The following is a 16789-nucleotide window of genomic DNA, read 5'->3' on the forward strand; positions in this document are numbered from 1 at the left end:
ACCAGCGCAGCCCCATGGTCGACATCCTCGCCCTTTCCCTGTCGCACGGACTGCTGCTGCTCGCCGCATGGCGCCTGCTGTCGCGTCCTGAACTCGACATGGAAGTGCGCGGCGAGCCGGCGGAGACGCCCGCAGCCACGCCGCCTCCGATTCGCGGCGGGAGACGGGTGATGCGGACGGGCCGCGAACCGTCCCCCGAGCCCGGCAGCGAATCGGGCGCCGATGCTTAATCTCGCGCTCACCGGATTCTTCGTCGCTCTCATCGTGCTCGGCTTCAAGCGGCCGTTCCTGTGGGTGCTGTGCTACCTCTATATCGACATCGTCGCGCCGCAGATCATCTCGTGGGGCTTCCTCACCCGGATGCCGACCTCGCTGATCGCCTTCGCGGCGGCGTTCCTCGGCTGGCTGGTGTTCGACGACAAGCGCGACGCGCGCTTCACCTGGCGGCAGGGCCTGCTGGGGGCGCTGCTGCTCTATTGCGGCGTGACCACACTGACAGCCGACTATCCGGTCGAGGCGCTGACAAAGTGGGCCTGGGTGTGGAAGGCGCTGGTCTTCGCGATGTTCCTGCCGCTCACCCTGCGCACCCGCCTGCGAATCGAGGCGGTGGCGCTCGCCATGGTGCTCTCGGCGAGCGCGCTGATCATCGACGGTGGCATCAAGACCGCGATGGGTGGCGGCGGCTACGGCGCGCTGCGCATCTTCGTGGAGAACAATACCGGGCTCTATGAGGGCTCGATCCTGTCGTGCGTGGCGATCGCGATCATCCCTCTGGCGCTCTGGCTGGCGAAATACGGCACGATCTTCCCGCCCGACTGGCGCGTCTGGAGCTTCACCGCCGCGCTGATCTTCGCCTGCGCGCTGATCCCGGTGGGGACGCAGGCGCGCACCGGCCTCGTGTGCCTCGGCATCCTCTGCGTACTGTATCTCAGGACCGCGAAGCACCGCATCCTGATCTCCGGCGGCATGGCGCTGGCGCTCGTCATCGCGACGCCGTTCCTGCCTCAGTCGTTCCTGGCGCGCATGAACACGATCGAGGACCACCAGTCCGACCAGTCCGCCAGCACCCGCCTGGGCGTCTGGAAATGGACCATGGGCTACGCGAAGGACCACCCGATGGGCGGCGGCTTCGAAGTCTACATGTCGAGCAAGGTGTCCTACGACACCGTCTCCACCCAGAAGGACGGCGGCAACGCCACGGTCACGCGTATCAAGGTGGTCGAGGAAGGCCGCGCCTTCCACTCCAGCTACTTCGAGATGCTGGGCGAGCAGGGCTATCCCGGCCTCGCGCTGTGGCTGGTGCTGCAGGTCTCGGGCCTGATCCAGATGGAGGCGATCCGCCGCCGCTGGAGGAAGCGCACCGGCCCGGATGAAGCCTGGGCGGCCCCGCTCGCGGTCGCGCTGCAGCTGGCACAGGTGGTCTACCTGATCGGCTCGCTGTTCGTCGGGATCGCCTTCCAGCCGTTCATCCTGATGCTGATCGGGCTGCAGTGCGGCCTGTGGAGCTACCTCAAGCGCATCTCGGCGCCCGCCCCCGCAGCGCGCAAGGCTGCTCGCACGATGCAGGTCCGCACAGCCTCCGCGGGCTAAGCATCGCTGCCGCCAAAATCGTTTGCAAAATTGTGCCGGGCATCCTTAACATTAACCAGAACCCGCCGTTATCATCTGCAATGGCGCGGATCGCGCGCCACGGCGCAGGCGACCCGAGGTTTTCGTTACGGACGAAGCACCTAGGGGACTTTCCTGTGTTTACGGCAAATTAACCTTTAACCATCATTGGTCATATGGTTAATACACGGCAATGTCCGTAAACGGCGAGCGAAAGCGGCCAGCGGGCATCTAGGGGCAAGAAGGGACTACCGACCCATGCGAGTGCTGCTGATCGAGGATGAACCGACCACGGCCCGGGCTATCGAGCTCATGCTGACCGCGGAAGGCTTCAACGTCTATTCGACCGATCTTGGCGAGGAAGGCCTCGATCTGGGTAAGCTGTACGATTACGACATCATCCTGCTCGACCTGAACCTGCCGGACATGCACGGCTACGACGTGCTCAAGAAACTGCGTGTCGCCAAGGTGCAGACGCCGGTGCTGATCCTGTCGGGCATCTCGGAGATGGACAGCAAGGTCCGCTCGTTCGGCTTCGGCGCGGACGACTACGTCACCAAGCCGTTCCACCGCGAGGAACTGATCGCCCGCATCCACGCCGTCGTGCGCCGTTCGAAGGGCCATTCGCAGTCGGTCATCCGCACCGGCAAGCTGGTGGTCAACCTCGACGCCAAGACCGTCGAAGTCGATGGCGCCCGCGTGCACCTGACCGGCAAGGAATACGCGATGCTGGAACTGCTCAGCTTGCGCAAGGGCACCACGCTGACCAAGGAAATGTTCCTCAACCACCTTTACGGCGGCATGGACGAGCCCGAGCTGAAGATCATCGACGTCTTCATCTGCAAGCTGCGCAAGAAGCTCGCGCATGCCTGCGGGGGCGCCAACTACATCGAGACCGTCTGGGGCCGCGGCTACGTGCTGCGCGATCCGGACGAGGCTGCCGAAGCGGCCTGATCTCCTCCTACCCTGCACCCCTTGCAGGACGATAGGCGGCCTGCCCTCACGAGGGGCGGGCCGTTTGTTTTTGGGGACGTCAGGTGAACGCCGCCACCACGGAAAGCAGCGCTGCCGTCACCACCGCATTGAGGGCCATGCCCAGGCTCGCCATGGCCCCAGCGACGGGGTCCACCTGGAACGCCCGCGCCGCGCCGATGCCGTGAGCCGCGACGCCGAGGGCAAAGCCGCGTACGCGGTAGTCGCGCAGGCGCAGCGCATCGAGCAGCGGCGTCGCGATCATCGCGCCGACCACGCCCGCGAACAGCACGATCACCGCTGCCAGCGCCGGAATGCCGCCCAGTTGCCCCGCCACCGCCATGGCGACCGGGGTTGTCGTCGCACGCGGGGCGATCGAGGCGAGGATGTCGTGCGGGGCGCCCAGCAGCGCCATGATGCCCACCGCGCTGACGATCGAGGTCACGGCCCCGGCGCCGAGCGCCAGCGCGATCGGCACGGCCAGCCGGCGGATGCGGACGCGCTCCGCCCAGATCGGCACGGCGAGGCCGACTACCGCCGGGCCGAGCAGGAAGCTCAGTGGCAGGGTCGCTGCCTTGTAGATCGCATAAGGCGTGCCGGTCGCCAGCAGCAGGCCGATCAGCACCGGGGTCGACCACAGGACGGGATGGAACAGTGGATGCCGCCCGCTGCGGCGCGAGGCGGTGTCGAACAGCTCGAACACGCCGATCGTCAGCGTCAGCCACAGCAAGGGGGCAGCGAGCATGCCGGCTTCCTTCACGCCTCGTCTCCGGGCGCGAATCGGAGCAGTGCCCAGCGGAATACCAACGCGGTCACCACCAGCGTCAGCACGGTCGACACGACCGTCGCCGCCACCAGCCCCAGCCCGTAGCGCGAGAGCACCGCACCTTCGTCGACCAGCCCGACCGCGGCCGGCACGAACATCACCGCGAGGTGCGCGGTCAGCCAGCCGGAGACGGCGACCAGACCCGGCCGCTCGCGCGGGACGAGGGCCAGCCAGCCGACCAGCAGGACCATGCCGATGACCGCGCCGGGCAGGGCAAGCCCGGTCAGTCGGTGGATCACCTCACCCGCAAGCTGGCACGACAGGAGCAGGAGAATGGCGCGGAGCATCGGCGGATAAAGCAGGGTGCCACCCCTTCTGGCAATGCCGTTTCAGGTTAACAAAGTTGCGCCGCGCAACTACGGGCTTCCGCCTAAATCCACCAATTCATTGACCCGCGCGCGCGGTAATGTCAGTGGCGCGCGCCATGACGGCACACAAACCCGGCGATCCGACCACGCTCAACCGCCTCTACGGCCGCTCCAAGGGCAAGCCCCTGCGCGCCGGACAGCAGGGGCTGGTCGACGATCTGCTTCCGAAGATCGCGATGCCCGCGGAAGGCCCGATCACTTCGCAGGTGCTGTTCGGCGACGATCGCCCGCTGCACTTCGAGATCGGCTTCGGCGGCGGCGAGCACATGGCGGGGCGCGCGGACATGCTGCCCGACCACGGCTTCATCGGCGCCGAACCGTTCCTCAACGGCGTGGCGCAGGCCCTGCTCCACGTCAGCGGCGGGAGTCCCGAGGGAAGGGGGGGCGAGCACCCGCCGATCGGCAACGTGCGCATCCACCATGGCGACGCGCTTGAAGTGCTCGCGCGCATCCCGGATGGGTCGCTGTCGTTCGTCTACCTCCTCCACCCGGACCCTTGGCCCAAGGCGCGCCATGCCAAGCGGCGGATGATGAACGAGGGGCCGGTCAACATGATCGCCGCCAAGCTCAGGCCCGGCGGCGAGTTCCGTTTCGGCACCGACCATGCGGTCTACCTGCGCCATGCGCTGATGGTGATGCAGCGCCACACCGACCAGTTCGAGTGGCTCTGCGACAAGCCCGGCGACTTCCAGGTCCGCCCCGGCGGCTGGCCGGAAACCCGCTACGAGAACAAGGCCCGCACCGTCTACGGCCACGAGGTCTGGTACTTCCGCTACCGCCGCAGGTAAGGGACGCCCGCAAGCCCTCGCCATCACCGGGACCCGTGGTTAGGACAGACACTCGAAGGGACCGCAGGGAGGGCGCTAAGTGGTGCAGACGAAGACGGCCGGAGCCGGGGGCATGCAGGTCTACCGCCAGAATGCCCGCGTACTCACGGCGAGCCTGGTCGGCACCGCCGTCGAGTTCTACGACTTCTACATCTATGCGACCGCCGCCGCGCTCGTGTTCGGGCCGCTGTTCTTCCCCTCCGATTCGACGACGGTGCAGCATCTGGCGGCCTATGCCAGCTTCGCCATTGCCTTCATCGCCCGGCCGGTGGGCGCGACGCTCTTCGGGCACTTCGGCGACCGGGTGGGGCGCAAATCGACGCTGGTCGCCTCGCTGCTGCTGATGGGGGGCGCGACGGTGCTGATCGGCGTGCTGCCGACTTACGCCTCGGTCGGGTGGCTGGCGCCGCTGCTGCTGTGCACGATGCGCTTCGCGCAGGGGCTCGGCCTTGGCGGAGAATGGGGCGGCGCGGCGCTGCTGGCGGTGGAGAATGCCCCGAAAGGTTACGAGGCGCGCTTCGGCATGTTCCCGCAATTGGGCGCGCCGGTCGGCTTCTTCGCCGCCAACGGCCTGTTCCTGATCCTGAGCGCGTTGCTGAGCGAGGCGGACTTCATCGCCTGGGGCTGGCGCATCCCGTTCCTGCTCAGCTCCGTGCTGGTGGGGCTTGGCTTGTGGATACGCTTCCGCCTGAGCGAGAGCCCGGTGTTCGAGGCCGAGAACGAAGCGGACCTCCACCGCTCCATCCCCATCGTCGAGCTGTTCCGCACCCATATGCGCGAGACGATCGTGGGCACCCTGGCGGTGATCGCCTGCTTCGCGCTCTACTACCTCGCGACGACCTTCGCGCTGGGCTACGGCACCGGTACACTGGGCTACGACCGCCAAACCTTCCTCAGCGTCCAGCTTTTTGCGATCCTGTTCATGGCGGTGGGCATCATTTTCGCAGGGTACGCCGCCGACCGCCATTCCTCGCGCGGGGTGCTGATGGTCGGGTGCTTCCTCGCGATCGTCATCGGCGTCATCATGGGACTGATGTTCGCGGCCGGGTCGCTGACGATGATCGGCGTGTTCCTGTGCCTCGCGCTGTTCACGATGGGACTGGTCTACGGGCCGATCGCCGAGCTGCTGCCCCGCCTGTTCGATGCGCGCGTGCGCTATACCGGCGCCTCGATCGCCTTCAACGTCGGCGGCATCTTCGGCGGCGGCTTCGCGCCCGCCATCGCGCAGTGGCTGGCCGACAGCGGCGGCGTGCTGTTCGTGGGGCTCTACATCTCGGGCGCGGCGCTGCTGAGCCTCGCGGGTCTGTTCGCGATCCGGGTGAAGGACTGAGCGCATCGCCCTCCGGTCAGCCGGGGCCGATGCGATCAGGTCAGAGGCGCGCCAGCATCTGCAGCGAGGCGGAGAAGTAGTCGCTGTCCAACACCGCCGGCGCCGCACCGCCCACGAGCCGCGAGGCGATCGCCGCGCCGCCGTTCGACAGCGCGTAGTTGGCCTCCTCGCCCGTCACCACGTCGATCCAGGCGGGGATCGGGCGGTGCTGCGCGATGCACGACTTCCACCACTCGCTCACCGGCTGGACCAGGCCTGCCCGTCCGCCGACGACGGCGTAGAGCGGAATGCGAATGGCATCGTAGCCGAAGCGCGGCGGCTTGGCGGGGGCGGGCGCGACGTCGTTCTTGCCGGTCAACTCGATCCAGTCGGCGGGCAGGTGGTGCGTGCCGAAGCGCGAGAGCTGGGTGATCGCCTCGCAGTCGCGGATCACGCCGCCCCAAGCCCCCGCGCCGTCGAGCTTGGCGAAATGGTCGAGCGCGGGCCACACGAAGTACGAGGGGTTGAGCGTGATCTGTCCCGGCTCGTCGAAGCCGACGATGCCCGGCAGCAGCAGCTGGCGCCCGAAGCGCGAGACGACGCAGTGGCTGTGGATCGCCGCGCGGATCTGCGCGGCGCGGTCGAGCCAGGCCGACTGCGACCAGCGCTGCCCTGCAAGCGCGAGGGCCCAGGCGATCACGAGGTCGCCGTCGGTGGCGTTGTTGGGATCGGAGACGGGTACCGCCTCGCGCGCGTCGTAGCGCCACGAGTGCAGCGCCATGTCCTGCCGGCCGAGCGTGTCCTGCGTCCACTTGGCGATGCGCTCGAAAGCGTCGCGGTCGCCCGCGCGCAGGGCGAGGATCATGCCGTAGCTCTGGCCCTCGCTGTGGCTGATGCCGCCGTTGCCGGTATCCACCACGCGGCCTTCGGGCGCCACGAAGCGGTCGCGCCACTGGGTCCAGAACGGATCGACGGCCTGCTGGGTGCGGCCCTGGCTGGTGCCGGTGTTGCAGGCGGCAGTGAGGGCCATCAGCATCCCCAGCGAGAACGTGCGGCGATCGACGGCGGGCAGGAGCTTCCTTTTATCAACGACCATGACGAAGCTCGAGCGTGTCCCCTTTCCACTCTGCGGTAGTGCGCAGCGCCGGGCCGCTGCCGAGCACGCGGAACCAGCTGTCGTAGGCGCCTTCCAGCACCCCGAGCAGCATCCGTGCCCAGTGGCCTTGAGGGTCCGGGGCAATCTTGGTGGGCAGCTCGCGGTGGCGCACGACGATGGCCTCGTTGCCGAGTGCGAGTTCGATCTCGCCCCAGTCGAGCGCCTGCCAGAACGCGTTGATCCGCGCGGCCAGAACCGAGGCGTCGTTGACGCCCTCGAGCGGCTCCAGATCGGCCATGCGGCGGCCGATGGCGAGGAAGAAGCCGTGCGCCTGCGCGGCGGGCACGCCTTCGCAGACTTCGGCCGCCATCGAGATCGCCATCAGCGCGAGACCGCCCACGCCGGTGTCGCCGGCGCCCTGGCGCGCCTGGGGGAATGCCTGCATCTTCATTTACTGGTGCTCCCGAAGCTCTGGCGGACGCCGAGCATGCTGCGGAATTCGTCGTAACTGCCGAAAGTATTATAGCTCAGGTCGCCGCCGATGCGGGTGCCCGGGGTCAGCTTGTAATATAGGGAGCCCTGCGCCGAGAGAGCGAAGCCGGTCTTGCTCAGGCTGTCGTACTCGGAACGCACGTCGTCGTTCTGGGCCTTGAGCGCGTCGAGCTGGGCCTGCGCGAGCAGGTCGGTCGGGTAGAGCGGGCTTGCGTCTTCCTTGTAGCTCTGGAAGCCGGGCGTGAACGAGGCGGCTGCGTCCCAGCGCTCGTCGTTCATGGTGTAGTTCACCGGGAAGCCGACCGAGATGAAGCTCTGCGGGCTGAAGTAGCCGCCGTTGCCGAAGGTGAAGTAGTTCTGGCTCTTGTCGTAGCCCTGGTAGTTCACGTTGAGGCCCACGGTGACCGCCGAGTGGACGCCGCGATAGGCCTGCAGGTAGCCGCCGACGTTGGCCTCGAAGCCGTCGTTCTTGGCGACGTTGGTGCCGCGGAAGCGGTAGTAGCGGCCTTCGCCGTACACGCCGCTGCCGTTCTCGTCGTAGGACATGCCGATACCGGCGCCGGTGCGCATGACCTGGCCCCAGCGCTCGCCCGTGACGGGATCGCGGGTGCCGGCGTAGGAGACGACCGAATCGGTGACCGGCCGCTGTTCGGCGAAGGCGGTGGCGCGCAGGCCCGGGCTCAGTTCGGGACTGACCGAGGCGCGGCCGGCGAACTTGGTCTTGCCCATGCCGACGGGCGTGGTGCCGGCCTCGACCTGGACGGCATCGCTCTCGTACCCGACCGAGAAGGCGACGCCCGATTCCTGCTGACTGTCGGCGTTGACGAGCGGCGAGGGCACCGCGTCGACGATCGACTGCGCCTCGATCGTGCCGTTGCGGCCGAAGCGCGCGAGGCCCGAGCCGGTCGGGCGGCCGGCGTCGACGACGACGGCCTCGGCCTTGGCGAAGACGCGGCCATGGAGCGCGCCGGTCGAGACCTTGGCCGAACCCTTGATCTCGTCGAGCTGCGAGAGGCCCTCTTCGCCCGAGCGGGAACGGTAGGCGGTCTGCACGTCGACGCGGGGGCCGCTGTCGTGGGCGAGGCTATCGATCTCGGTCTGGATCTGCGTCATCACCGGATCGCCGGCATAGGCGACCGGGACCTGCGGGGCGTAGCCGCCGCCGCTCACCGGGAACCCGACCTGCGCCGGCGGGGGCGCGGCCGCGGCGATGCTGGTGGGCGAGGCATAGCGGTCGGGCGCCGAGAACGAGGTCTGCTGCTGGGCACCATAGCCGCCGAAACCGCTCTGCGCGCCGGGGAGGGGGGCTGCGGCGAGGGCGGGGGCAGGCGCGGCGTAGCTCGCCTGCGGCGCCGCGTAGCCGAAGCCCGAGGTCGGGGCGGCCTGCGGATAAGCTGCGGGCAGGCGGGTGCCGCCGCCGAGCGCGAAGGGATTGACCTGCGCGGGGGCGGCAGGCGCTTGATTGCGGAACGGGTTGGCCCCGCCCTGCACGGTCGCGTTGGCGAAGGGATTGCCGCCCATCGCCATGCCGGCCCCGTTCTGGCGGGCGTAGAGTTCGCGCGCTTCCTTCAGCATGCTCACCGCCGCGCGGTCGTTGCCGCGGGCGCGCTCGACGTTGGCGAGGGCCATGTGGACGCGGTAGTCCTGCCCGTAGGACTGGAGGACCTGGCGCTGGGCCTGCTTGGAAAGGTCGCTGTCGCCTGCCGCCTGCGCGGTGTCGGCTAGGCCGAGCAGCGCGTCCTTGTCGCCGGGCTTGCGGGCCAGCACGAGCTGGTAGCTCTGCGCCGCCTTCGCGGGCATGCCGCCGGTCTGGTAGAGGCGGGCGAGCCCGGAGAGGATTTCGGTGTTGTCCGGCGCGGCGGAGTAAGCCTGCTGGAGGATGTCGAAGCTTTCGGCATAGCGGCCGCCCGTACGCGCGGCGTCGGCCTGGCTGACCATGAGCCCGGCGCTGATCCGGGCATAGGCGCGCTGGCCCTCGGGCGAGGTGCCCGCCAGCTGCCCCGCGCGCTGGAGTGCCAGCTGGGCGAGGTCGTCGCGGCCGGTGCGGGCGAGCACGCCGATGAGGCCTTCGTAGTCGTCGACGGTGTCGATGCGGCCGTTCATCGCCGCTTCGGCGACTTGCGAGGCGCCCTGCGTGTCGCCCATGTCGAACAGGGCGTTGGCGACGGCGGCCTGCTTTCCGGCCGGGACCGAGGCCATCGAGCCTAGCTGGCGCATCGCGGAGATCGCCTGCGCCTGCTGGCCGCTCGCCGCCATGGCGCGGGCGCGGGCGATGGCGGAATCGGTCTTCACGCTGATTGCCAGGTTGCGCATCGGCGCGGTGCGCTGCGCTTCGGGGATCATCGAGATCAGGCGATCGGCCTCGGCGGCGCGGCCGAGGTCGTTGTTGAGGAGGGCGGCGGCGTAGATCGAATCGGGCTGGCCGCTCGACGCCAGCGAGCGGATCAGCGATTCCGCCTCGGGCACGCGGCCGCGCTCGATCTGGAACTGGGCGAACTCGTAGCGGATCCAGGGGTCGCTCGGATCGAGGACGAGGCCGCTCTGGAATTCGCGGGTAGCGCCGAGGTCGTCGCCGCGCTCGGCGGCGGCGAGGGCGCGGCCGCGCGTGGCGCGCAGCTGGAGGCGCTTGTCGTCCGCCGCGCTGCCGCCCCCGGCGCTGCCGGCCTGGCGGTAGAGGTCGGCGGCGTCGGCGTAGCGGCCCTGCCGTTCGTAGATGTCGGCGAGCAGTTCGAGCGCCGGGCCGGGCTCCTTGTAGCCGGAGCGGACGAGCGCCTCGGCCTTGACCTGCGCATCGGCGAGGCGGTTCTGGGCCACCAGGTTCCGGGTTTCGTCGGCTCCGGCGAAGAAGCGCGCGGAGGCGAGTCCCTCGGCCCACTGGCTGGCCTTGCCGGCCTGCGATGCCTGCTCGAGCAGGCTGGCGGCTTCGGCGAACTGCCCTTCGCGCAGGCGCACGAGGCCCAGGCCGCCGAGCGCGTCGGCATCGCGGCGGTTGACGGCGAGCGCGCGCTGGAACTGCGAGGCGGCGGAAGCGAGGTTGCCGTCGTTCAGCGCGTCGAAGCCGGAAACGCGGGCGCGGCCGGCGCGGTCGGAGGCCGAGACCGGCGCGGGGGCGGCGGGCTTGGCCGCCGCGGGCCGCGGCGAAGCGACCGCGACGCGGGCGGGCGTCGGCGCCGGAGCGGGCTTTGCCGCGACGGGCTTCGGGGCAGGCTTGGGCGCGGCCTTCGGGGCCGGCGCAGGGGCCGCCGCGCTCTTCAGCGCCGGATGGTTGGGATCGAGCGCGCGGGCGCGGCGCAGCGCCTGCTGGGCGAGATCCTCGCGGCCCTTCGAGCGCCAGTATTGGGCCTGCTTGACCAGGGCTTCCACGCCCGCGCCTTGCGCCTGCGCGCTGACCGGCAGCGCCGTGGCCACGAGGCCCGTGGCGGTCGTCGAGAGCAACAGGGCCAGGCCCAGCTTGCCGGGGCGCTTCAGGGTGGAGGGACTGCTCATGCGTGGTCGTCCTTGCGGCCCAGGCGGCGTTGTGCCTGACGGCGGAAGTAGAGGTAGGCCGGACCGGCGAGTATCGCTGCCAGCACGAGGGTGAACAGGCCCAGCAGCATCGGGCGCTGGCTCGTCCAGTACGCGACCTTCATCCAGATCGGAAGCGATCCGACCCAGTAGCGCTCGGTGATCTCGAAGCTGGTCATGCCGTCGCCGCGGGTGACGGCGAGGTCGCCCTGCACCGAGGCGTTGACCTTGGTGTCGGCGAGGCCGTTCACGAGGTCGGGCAGCGCGCCGCCGTCGTCCGCCAGCAGCGCCACGACCGTGCGGTCGGAGGCATAGGGCGAGCGGAAGCTGATGATGCCCGAGAAGCCGCGCGCGTCGTAGACGAGCGGGGCGGCGGCCATCGGGTCGTCCTCCTGGGTGCCGCCGAACAGCGAGGTCACGTACTGCAGCGGCGAGCGCTCGGCGACGCGCAGGCGGCCGTTCTCCCAGCGCACGGGGGCGTTGGCGAACATGTCCGCGCCCGCAAGGCCGGTGCCGCCGACGACGAGCACGTCCTGCGTGGAAAGCTGGTCGGCGTCGATCGTGGAGGTGACCGTCACTGCCGTCACCGGCACACCGGTGGAGTCGCCGAAGCGGCCCATCAGCGTCAGGAATGCTTCGACCGAAGCCATCGACGGGTTCTCGGCGACGACCACGGTGGTCTGCGCGAGGTCGGGGCTCGCGGTGAAGGGGAAGCCGGCGCCCGCGAAAGTCGCGAGGTCGGGCATCATGATCGCGTGATAGGCGCTGGTGAGGTCGATCGTGCTGGTCGGGTCGATCGAGACGCGCACGTTCTCAGGCAGGGTGCCGGTGCACTTCTTCTTGTCGGCGATGATCAGGTTGTAGTCCATCGTCAACTCGTTCTGGCCGAACAGGTTGTAGCGAGGGAGGATCACCGAGGCGTCCGAATCGTAGCTCTTGGCGCCCGTCGCACTGAACAGGCCGCTCCACCACTTGGCGCCGAGCGGCAGGGTCTTGAGGTACTGGCCGTTGATCGAGACATCGAGGCGCGACGCGCGGCGGTCCAGCCACTGCGCGATCGGGTAGCGGTAGGTCAGGTTGAGCTTGCCGCCCTCGCGCGGCCAGAAGAACAGGTCGGGCGAGACGCGGAACTGGGTCGAGAGCGGGCCGGGCGGCAGGCCCATGCCCTGCATCTGGTACGGCTCCATGATCGAGCCGAGCTGGACCGCCTTCTCGGTCGAGAGCCAGCGCAGCGCGCCGTAGCGCGGCCAGGCGGGGATGCGAACGCCGTCGAAGGACATGCGCTGACCGCCGAACACACCGCGCCCGAGCGCGACGGCGGCTGCGGCGGTCCGCAGTTCCTCGTCGTTGCGGCCCATGATGACGAGCAGGGTGCCGTTGGGGTCGTTCGGGTTGCGCACGGCGGCGGCCGAGGCGCCCGAGGGGCCGGGGATGTTGAGGCCCGGGATCGACTGTCCGCCCTTCAGGAAGACGATGGCGTTGCCGCGCGGGATCTGGCCGACGACCGGCTTGAACGAGAAGCCGCGGTAGCTGGCCAGCGAGCCGAGCCAGCTGGCGGTCGCGGCGGCGGCCTGCAGTTCACCCGCGCGCGGCTGGCCGGCGAAGACGAAGGGCATGCGCAGCGGCACGTTCTGGCCCTTGTCGAAGAAGGGCAGCGGCAGGCGTGCGAGGTCCGGGCCGTAGGGCAACGGCTGATAGTTGAAGTCGAACCACGAGCGCGTGTTGCTGATGTTCGCCCAGAGCGCGGAGTGGAACGGGTCCTCGCAGTCGCGGGCGTAGTGGCCGATCAGGCGCAGGTTGACTTGGTTGTCTCCGGGCAGGAACAGCGCCGGGTTGACGGGCACGTCGACGACCTGTCCGGCCGCCATGGCGCGGGTCAGGCGGATGGTCTGGACGACCTCGCCGTTGACGATCACGACCATCTGGCTGAGGTCGTCGAGCATCGAGGGCGACCAGGCCAGCTGCAGGCGCAGCACGGCGCCGGTGACGACGCGGTCCTGGCGCATGCCGAAGGGAATGCCGATCTCGCCGCGCGTGCCCTGCAGGCGGATCGGGCGGGAAATGCGCAGGTCCTTGAGCGTCAGGCGCTCGGCCACGCCGCCCGAGGGGGGGGCGGTGGCTGCAGCGGGCGCGGCAGCTTCGCGGGCCGGCTGGGCGTGGACTTCGGCGGTGCCCAGGATCAGCCCGGCGGCGCCGATCACGACGGCGGCGGCCAGCGCGGCGGCCTTGGCGGTCGGGGCCCAGGACTTGCCGTCCTTCGCGGCTTCCTTGGCCGCCTCCTTTGCCTGCGCCTCGGCAGCGGCCTTGCGGGCGGCGTCGACCTTTCGCATCACGCGGCGTTCGGCGAAGTTCAGTCCCAGCATGCGCTTCAGCGTCACCATGTCCACCCGGATGATATCTGCAAGGGAGCGCAGGCCGGAAACCGACTTGCGAGGGCCGGCGGCCTGCCACGCATCGGCGCGGCCCATGACAGCGCGCACGAGGTGGCGGCCGGCGAGAATGTCGAGCTTCTCGAAGCGCACGTAGGAATTTTCGCCGCTGGTGCGCATCGTCTCCACCGGGATCGACAGGACCTCGTCACCCATTGCCAGGGTGATGTGGCGCACGGTGCGGTCCTTGGTCGGCAGTTCGGCGGGGAGCGCCAGGGCGGCGCCGCCCATCGAGATGTCGATCGTGCGCGCGGGCACCACGTGGCCCGAGGTCAGGTACGCGGAGACCGGCAGGTCGACCGGGATGCGGATGTCGACGCGCGCCTGCTTCGTCTCGCGGGCGACCGAGACGGCGGCCAGCAGGATGATGAGGCTGAAGGTGGCCCAGGCGACGTTCAGCACCAGCGTGTCGGTCTGGATGTTGAACAGGTAAGGGAAGAACGCCCATTTCACGACCGACAGCGCGATCCCGAAGATGACGAGCGCGATGCAGATGATGTGCGGCTTGACGATCCCCCAGTCGAAGTAGGTCTTGTCGAGCAGCGAGCCCTTGTCGGTCACGTTGAACTTGCCCTTGCGCGGCTGGAACCAGGTCATGACCGTGGGCTTGACGAGGTGGAAGCACAGGATCGTCTCGTAGACCTCGCCCCAGAACGGCGGGCGGTCGGAGCCCTGCGTGCGCTCGTTGGCCACGGCCGAGCAGTAAAGGTGCGGCATGGCATAGGCGAAGATCAGCGAGGCCGAGGCCTGGATGATGTTCTGGCCGAAGATCAGATAGGCGAGCGGGCTGGTCAGGAACACGATGCGCGGCAGCGGGTACTGGAAGTGCAGCATCGCGTTCAGGTAGCAGAGGCGCTGCTGCCAGGTCAGGCCGCGGCCCCTGAGCGGATTATCGATGCGCAGGATCTGCGTCATGCCGCGCGCCCAGCGGATGCGCTGGCCGACGTGGAGGACGAGGCGCTCGGTGGCGAGGCCGGCGGACAGGCGCGCGCTGATGTAGGCGGTGTTCCAGCCGGTGCGCTGCAGCTTGAGCGCGGTGTGGGCGTCCTCGGTCACGGTCTCGCCCGCGAAGCCGTTGGTCTCCATCAGCGCCTCGCGGCGGATGATCGCGCAGGAACCGCAGAAGAAGGTGGCGTTCCACAGGTCGTTGCCGCCCTGGACGGCGCCGTAGAACAGGTCGCCCTCGCCCGCCATGTCGCCCATGGTGGAAGCGAGGTTACGCTGCACCGGATCGGGCGAATACATGTGGTGCGGGGTCTGGATCAGGGCCAGGCGCGCGTCCTGCTGGAACCAGCCGACGCTGAGCTGGAGGAAGGCGCGGGTCGGCACGTGGTCGCAGTCGAAGATGGCGATCAGCTCGCCGTCGGTCTTCTTCATCGCCGCGTTGAGGTTGCCCGCCTTGGCGTGCAGGTTGTTGTCGCGGGTGATGTAGCCGCAGCCCGCCTCTTTGGCGAAGGCGCGGAATTCCGCGCGCTTGCCGTCGTCGAGGATGAACACCCGGTAGCGGTCGACCGGGTAGTCAAGGTCCTGCGCGGCGAAGACCGTGTTGCGCACGATCTCGAGGCTCTCGTTGTAGGTCGGGATGTAGATGTCGACGGTGGGCCAGGTGTCGGGCGTGCCCTCGGGCTCGATGACCGGGCGCTCGAGCGGCCAGCTGGTCTGGAGGAAGCCGAGCATGAGGATGACCCAGGCGTAGAGCTCGGCCAGGTAGAGCCCGCCCCCGAACGCGAACTCGGGCAAGGTGCCGAACGAGAGCGTCTGGGTGGTGCGCCAGAAGATGTAGCGGGTCGACACCAGGATCGCGAGGACGCCGAGCGCGAGGGCGCCCTTGCGGCCCTTCCAGCGCTTGAGCACGAGCGCGCCCACCATGGTCACCCCGGCGCAGACCCACTGTGCCTTGCCGTCCAGCGGCACGCCGATCACCAGCGCGGCGATCAGAACGATGGGCACGATCGCCGCGTAGCGGAAGGCCTTGGTCGAGGTGAGGTTGGCGATCATGCGGCGCGGCTCGTCGAAGGCGCGCTCTGCTGCCCGCGCGCCACCCAGGGGCGGCCCGGCGTCTCGAGCGCGGGGACGAGGGCGGCGCCGATGGCGCGCACGTCGCTGAGCGCGGCGCTGGAGGGGGCGTAGCGCTCGAGCGGCTGGAGCATGGCCATCGCCTCGGGCACGGCCTCGTCGAGGCGGATGCGGCCGAGCAGGCGCGGGCCCACCAGTTCGCGGATGAAGGCGGAGGCGTGGCGCGAGAGGCGGCGCGTCTCGTCCAGCGCGTTGATCGCGAAGGTGGTGCGCGCGATGTTCTCGGGGCTGGCCTCGCCCAGCGCCTGGGGAAGCAGTGCCAGGGTGTCGGGAGCGGCGTTGAGCACGCACAGGTTGGCGCTGGCGTGGGGAATGATGCGGCGGGCGAAGGCGAATTCGTGGGCGGGAACGTCGATCACCATGACCCGGTCGGCTCCGGCCTCGAGATAGCCGAGGTCGAGCAGGGTGGGCACGAAGTCGGGATCGTCGACCGCCCTGACGTGGCTGCGCAGGTTGATCCCGCTGGCGAGGACGGCGTCCTCGGCGGGCGCGAACAGCGAAGGCAGCGTGATCGAGGGTTGCAGGCCGAAGTGGAGCGGCATGCTGTCGCGCGGGGCGACGGTCAGCACGGTGACTTCGGCTCCGGCCTCGGACAGGGCCATGGCGATGTGCGCCGACGTGAAGGTGATGCCGGCTCCGCCCTTGAGCCCGTGGCAGACGATGACGGCCATCAGATTTCTCCCCGCGAGCCGAGATCGGACAAGTGGCGCAGCATGGCTCGCACGTCCTGCGGCGCGGTGCGCCGGTCGACGGGCGCCGGGGCGGCGACAGGCTCACCCCCGTAGCGGCTGAACAGTGCGCTGAGCGGTTCGGCGGCGGCGGGGCCGGTCATCGCCGTCTCGACCGGCGCCGCCAGGTCGGCAGCGGCGGCTTCGAGCTGCGCGGCCTCGGCCTGGTCGATCGCCTGCATGCGCGGATCGCGCAACAGAGCCTCGAGGATCGGCCACAGCTCGAGCTCGGTAAAGCGGTCCTCGAATTCCTTGTAGGCAAAATCATTCCTGCCAAGTCGGTCGAGCAGATTTCGGGCATCGATGCGCATAGGAACCCCCGTATCAACACGTATTTTGTGCACAAACAATGGTTAAGAAAGCATTGCCGACACAAAAACGGCTCGCCGATTGAAGGCCCGCGCGAGTGCTGAAAATCCACCAATTCGGCGGATTTCCGCCACCGCGGCGGCTTGGCGCGATGGTGAAGCGTGCAATCCTTTGCATATTTGTCACACGATGTAACCGTCAAATAACAGGTCGAAACCTGCGAATCAGGTGAAATACGGAAAGCA

Annotated in this window: 13 protein-coding genes; 5 read left to right on the forward strand and 8 right to left on the reverse strand. The window is 69.1% G+C overall.

Translation table 11 applies throughout. From position 1 onward, the window contains the following. Positions 1–14: 14 nt before the first annotated feature. From PMI02_RS24230 to ctrA, 3 genes are all read left to right on the forward strand, one after another. Positions 15–230 carry a hypothetical protein gene (locus PMI02_RS24230; protein ID WP_007688001.1) on the forward strand — a complete coding sequence of 72 codons (216 nt, stop codon included), beginning with the start codon at positions 15–17 and terminating at the stop codon, positions 228–230. Further along, positions 223–1590 carry a putative O-glycosylation ligase, exosortase A system-associated gene (locus PMI02_RS24235; RefSeq protein WP_007688002.1) on the forward strand — a complete coding sequence of 456 codons (1368 nt, stop codon included), beginning with the start codon at positions 223–225 and terminating at the stop codon, positions 1588–1590. The genes PMI02_RS24230 and PMI02_RS24235 overlap by 8 nt, the downstream gene beginning before the upstream one ends. A 276-nt stretch (positions 1591–1866) precedes the next feature. Further along, positions 1867–2562, forward strand: coding sequence for a response regulator transcription factor CtrA (gene ctrA / locus PMI02_RS24240; protein WP_007688003.1), 696 nt, complete (start codon positions 1867–1869; stop codon positions 2560–2562). Positions 2563–2641: 79 nt separating this feature from the next. Here the strand turns inward: ctrA and PMI02_RS24245 are convergent, their stop codons facing one another. Then, on the reverse strand, positions 2642–3325 hold the full coding sequence (locus tag PMI02_RS24245) for an LrgB family protein (RefSeq protein ID WP_007688004.1): 684 nt from the start codon (positions 3323–3325) through the stop codon (positions 2642–2644). A gap of 11 nt (positions 3326–3336) precedes the next feature. Beyond that, positions 3337–3693, reverse strand: a complete 357-nt coding sequence (locus PMI02_RS24250; RefSeq protein WP_007688005.1) for a CidA/LrgA family protein — start codon at positions 3691–3693, stop codon at positions 3337–3339. A 137-nt stretch (positions 3694–3830) separates the two neighbouring features. Between PMI02_RS24250 and PMI02_RS24255 the strand changes: the two genes are divergently transcribed. Together PMI02_RS24255 and PMI02_RS24260 are read left to right on the forward strand one after the other, a co-directional pair. Beyond that, on the forward strand, positions 3831–4562 hold the full coding sequence (locus PMI02_RS24255; protein ID WP_036505333.1) for a tRNA (guanosine(46)-N(7))-methyltransferase TrmB: 732 nt from the start codon (positions 3831–3833) through the stop codon (positions 4560–4562). 112 nt (positions 4563–4674) lie between these two features. After that, positions 4675–5931: an MFS transporter gene (locus tag PMI02_RS24260; RefSeq protein ID WP_036505335.1), complete on the forward strand. Its 1257-nt coding sequence runs from the start codon at positions 4675–4677 to the stop codon at positions 5929–5931. 40 nt (positions 5932–5971) lie between these two features. Here the strand turns inward: PMI02_RS24260 and PMI02_RS24265 are convergent, their stop codons facing one another. The 6 genes from PMI02_RS24265 to PMI02_RS24290 are packed head-to-tail and all read right to left on the reverse strand — an operon-like array spanning position 5972 to position 16546. Next, positions 5972–7006, reverse strand: a complete 1035-nt coding sequence (locus PMI02_RS24265; protein ID WP_007688008.1) for a glycosyl hydrolase family 8 — start codon at positions 7004–7006, stop codon at positions 5972–5974. Then, complete coding sequence (locus PMI02_RS24270; protein WP_007688009.1) at positions 6996–7457, reverse strand: hypothetical protein; 462 nt, start codon at positions 7455–7457, stop codon at positions 6996–6998. Before PMI02_RS24270 ends, PMI02_RS24265 begins: the two co-directional genes overlap by 11 nt. Continuing rightward, complete coding sequence (locus PMI02_RS24275) at positions 7454–10984, reverse strand: cellulose biosynthesis protein BcsC (protein WP_007688010.1); 3531 nt, start codon at positions 10982–10984, stop codon at positions 7454–7456. The genes PMI02_RS24270 and PMI02_RS24275 overlap by 4 nt, the downstream gene beginning before the upstream one ends. Continuing rightward, complete coding sequence (bcsA, locus tag PMI02_RS24280; RefSeq protein WP_007688011.1) at positions 10981–15429, reverse strand: UDP-forming cellulose synthase catalytic subunit; 4449 nt, start codon at positions 15427–15429, stop codon at positions 10981–10983. Before bcsA ends, PMI02_RS24275 begins: the two co-directional genes overlap by 4 nt. Beyond that, a complete protein-coding gene (locus PMI02_RS24285) occupies positions 15426–16178 on the reverse strand; it encodes a cellulose synthase operon protein YhjQ/BcsQ (protein ID WP_007688012.1) in 753 nt (250 codons plus the stop codon). Before PMI02_RS24285 ends, bcsA begins: the two co-directional genes overlap by 4 nt. Next, complete coding sequence (locus tag PMI02_RS24290; RefSeq protein ID WP_007688014.1) at positions 16178–16546, reverse strand: hypothetical protein; 369 nt, start codon at positions 16544–16546, stop codon at positions 16178–16180. Before PMI02_RS24290 ends, PMI02_RS24285 begins: the two co-directional genes overlap by 1 nt. Positions 16547–16789: the final 243 nt, after the last annotated feature.

Source organism: Novosphingobium sp. AP12 (assembly GCF_000281975.1).
Taxonomy (GTDB): Bacteria; Pseudomonadota; Alphaproteobacteria; order Sphingomonadales; family Sphingomonadaceae; genus Novosphingobium.